The sequence below is a fragment of the Colwellia sp. MB02u-14 genome (assembly GCF_014076915.1).
Classification (GTDB): Bacteria; Pseudomonadota; Gammaproteobacteria; order Enterobacterales; family Alteromonadaceae; genus Colwellia_A.
Genome location: NZ_JACGUX010000043.1, coordinates 1 through 3975, shown reverse-complemented (window position 1 = coordinate 3975; position 3975 = coordinate 1). Strand labels below are relative to the sequence as shown.

General features: G+C 35.2%; 4 protein-coding genes. All 4 read right to left on the bottom strand.

All coding sequences use genetic code 11. The annotated features are described in order from the left end of the window. Positions 1–77 precede the first annotated feature (77 nt). Positions 78–485: a hypothetical protein gene (locus tag H4J52_RS03095; protein ID WP_182224216.1), complete on the bottom strand. Its 408-nt coding sequence runs from the start codon at positions 483–485 to the stop codon at positions 78–80. An 850-nt stretch (positions 486–1335) separates the two neighbouring features. After that, entirely contained in the window at positions 1336–1674 is a 339-nt protein-coding gene (locus H4J52_RS03090; protein WP_182224215.1) for a hypothetical protein, read from the bottom strand. Between the two features lie 620 nt (positions 1675–2294). Next, positions 2295–2615: a hypothetical protein gene (locus H4J52_RS03085; protein WP_182224214.1), complete on the bottom strand. Its 321-nt coding sequence runs from the start codon at positions 2613–2615 to the stop codon at positions 2295–2297. Between the two features lie 110 nt (positions 2616–2725). Further along, positions 2726–3283, bottom strand: a complete 558-nt coding sequence (locus H4J52_RS03080) for a GNAT family N-acetyltransferase (protein ID WP_182224213.1) — start codon at positions 3281–3283, stop codon at positions 2726–2728. Between the last annotated feature and the right edge of the window lie 692 nt (positions 3284–3975).

Sequence of the window (3975 nt, the reverse complement as noted above, 5' to 3'; positions counted from 1 at the left end):
AGGCAAATGATAGTTGGCTAAAATAAGCGACGAAGGAGCAAATAGCCAGCTGTTATTTGTCCTGCTTGAATGGCTTGTTATAAGGTTTTGCACCTAGCCAAAAATGGTTTTTCACCAAACACCTTAAAAGTGTGATGTGGCATAAGTAATGTTGGCGTTTTGTTATTAATAGATATATGAAAAACAAAACCACATTCTTTTCCGTTGTCTAACCCAAATTTGAATCCGTCTTTAGTTTGGCTACCTACAAATGTAACATTACTAAATTCAAGTGGTGAACTACAAGATTTTTCTAATGGCCAATTATCACTAAGACTTAATTTTTCAATCTTAACTTTAAATTTATCATTATTTTGAATTAGCTCTATTTCAGCGGAAAAACCTCTATCATTCGGGTAATCAGGATGAGCTAGACATTCAATTTTTTTCGCATAAATATCAAAGCTAATTAAAACTAAAACAGTGGAAATTAATAACCTCTTCATAGAACCTTATAACGCCCTATTAAGCGGCGCGAAATTGTTGGCTAAAATGGCGAGGAACGAAGCTAGCCAACTGTTTAGCGTCCGTCTTGAATAGCTTGTTATATGTGGCTTACATGGCAAACACTTAAGTTACCAAGAACAATAAAAGCTTAAAACGTGGAATTAGTAGATTTAAAAAACCTTTCGCCACTTGCCACCAAACCGTGAATTTGAGCCGTTTATAATTTAGGTTATGGTTTCCACTAAATAGATTAGGCGAAAACTCTATAACTAAAAATACAAACTGATTTTATGCCACTAAAGTTACCACAAAAAAGAACGGAAACAAGTACAAACTAATAAATTAAATGCCCAAGTTACAAAACATAATTTTATGAACAGTGGCGACATATAACGTTTTGCTAAGGGGCAAATAATGGTTGGCTATAATGTGCGAGGTACGAGTGCAGCCAACTGTTATTTGTCCGTTTGAGCAACTTGTTAGCTGTTTTTGGCTGATGCCATTTTGTAACTACAAGTGCCCGACTTTTTACTGAAAATTAATATAACGCCAATTACTTAATAAATATAGCGATTACAACTAAAGTTGAGCAGTTTACACAACACTATCGGTTAGAAAATTTAATGCGACAAAGATAAAAACCAACACAACCTCCAAACAGGAGATTGAGCTATTACAATTTACGAATACTTACACGGAAAATTCAGCGTTAAAGAAAACAGTTTTACCAAAGAATTATTTAAACAGCTAACGCCCCATTAAGAGGCTTTTAATTGTTGGTTATAATGTGAAGCGAAGCGGAACCTAACCAACTGTTAAAAGTCCTGCTTGAATGGCTTGTTATGCTGCTCAATACCTTACGGCTTGAACCATAGGATTATCTCCTTCACAACCATGCACCCACATTTGAATTTCCTGTTTAGCCATTTTAGTTGCTAAAATTAAACTGTATATTTTATTTTTTATTTCTGTTTGTAAGCTTGCTTGAAGAAAGTAACTATCAGATGCGACAGATTTACATCCGCTAGGATCTGATAACTTTGATTTATCAATTAACTGTAACCTAACGTTATCCGTTGAATAAACAGCTGGCCAAAGATAATAATCTTCACTCTTCAAAGTAACCCATGAACCCGCGAAGACATTTGAACTTAATAAACCAATAACTACTAAAACTAAAAGTTTCATTTACTCTCCAATGATGTGACTACCTGACAGCAGCATAACGCCCCATTAAGGGGCTTTTGATAGTTGGCTAAAATAGCGAACGAAGTGAGACTAGCCAACTGTTAAAAGTCCCTCTTGAATGGCTTGTTATGAGTACCTACAAACAACCCTGTCCTGTGTAACATGATACGTACAATGACATAACCCAAAATAAAGGTACAGAGATAGCCGCACAAAGAAAAACATATAACTGGATGAAAATTTGCGACTTTATTTTAATGAGTAAAAAATTTAATCCAATAAATAAACACATTAAAATAGAGAAATTTATGATTAGGTTTATAAATGTAAGTAGCCCATTAGCTGAACCATAATTAGGCGTGAGCAAGTAAAGTAAAACAGAAAATAAAAATGTTAAAGAAATGCTTACCAATATCTCAGTACGTATGCCTTTTACAATTCGTAAGTACAACAATAATTCCATAACTATGAGTATTACAAAGAAAGGAATGACAAATATTGATAATTTACTCAAATCCATAAGTACTCATAACGCCCTGTTAAGGGGCAAATTGTAGTTGGCTAAAATGTGAAGCGGAGCGGAACCAGCCAACTGTAATTTGTCCCGCTTGAACAGCTTGTTATATGCCCGTTTCGATTTTATAACCCTGCTTATCGCTATAGGTTAGCATGAACACCTTTTTAGTTTTGTCATTATACTGCGCGTGACTAGCAACTATTTCGAAACCGGATTTTTTACAATTTACCTCTTCGATAAACCAACTACCATCCAATAACTCAGTAACCACAATATTACCGTTAACTTTAAGTTCGTGGATAATATGATCAAAGCCTTTTGCCTCAAGTTCCAAGTTATAGGAAAGGAATTTACATTCAAACGTACTTGTTGAAGCAAAAGAATTAAATGACGTTAAGGCTAAGAAAATAATACAAAACTTCATTCAAACTCCTTGGGCATATAACGCACCATTAAGAGGCTTTTAATTGTTGGTTAAAATGTGAAGCGAAGCGGAACCTAACCAACTGTTAAAAGTCCTGCTTGAATGGCTTGTTATATTTCACAGTACTCGGACTGAATTAACCCAAAGCATTTAAGATCGTGGAACTGGTTTTTCCAGTAACCACTTTGACGCCTGATTCCTTCCTCTTTGAATCCAACTTTAAGAAGAAGTGCCTCAGATGCTGAATTTCCAGGAACTGTATCGCCTTGTATACGATTAAGTTTACCACAAGATAACTCACCTAAAAATGCAGCTTTAACTATTCGATGAACTGCTTCGGTGGTAAAACCCATACCCCAATATTTAGGCAGTAAATCATATCCAACAACAGCGTTCTTCATTTTTGGACTCCAAGTATTAAAACCACAAGTACCGATAAATTGATTTGTTTCTTTTAGGCGAATAGCCCAACGAATACCTGAGTTTTCGTTAAAGCGAGAATTAAAGAATTCTATTAAACTGCTCGCTTGAGGCAGTTCAGTGAAAGCTTCCAAGTCATAATACTGAACAACTGAGTTATCCGAAAACAACTCAAATAAGCTATTAGAATCTTCTATAGATAATTTATCTAACCTCAAGCGGTGTGTCTCTAAAATTGGAAATGACAACCTAAATCCTCCGTGAAATATAACGCTTTGCTAAGCGGAAAATAATGGTTGGCTATAATCGCGAAGCGATGGCCAACTGTTATTTTTCCGTTTGAGCAACTTGTTATATGCACAGAACGTTGAATCAAACTCTGCACGAACTTAAGTTACCCATAAAATAAAAAATAGCTGTGAATTTTTACGCTACTCACAGCTGCCTGAACAAACTAATAGCGTTGCCACCTTTGAAAAAGGTAAAAGAGGCAATGCTTATTAGTGCTGCACTAAACCGAGTTTAGCGTAAAACACTTAGCTAAAAATGTCTTGCCCTAAAACGTATTTATTAAGAGCATATAACGCCTTACTAAGCGGCGCGAAATTGTTGGCTAAAATGTACGAGGAACGAGTGCTAGCCAACTGTTTAGCGTCCGTTTGAGTAACTTGTTATGTGGCTTTACATCACCACAAATCGTACAATTTATATAAATATTAGTAACATAAAATGCATATTTAAAAAACTCACAGCATTGCGACACACTAAACCGTGAATTTTGAGCCACGAATGAAAAGTGAATTTACCACTTACCTGCTTTGGCGAAAAAACTATTTAACCACAAACTAAAATAGATTTAATTACACGTAAATAACCAAGATAAAGAAAAGACAAATACCACAATTACATTTAATCGAATTCGCAATGCCGCATAACGCCC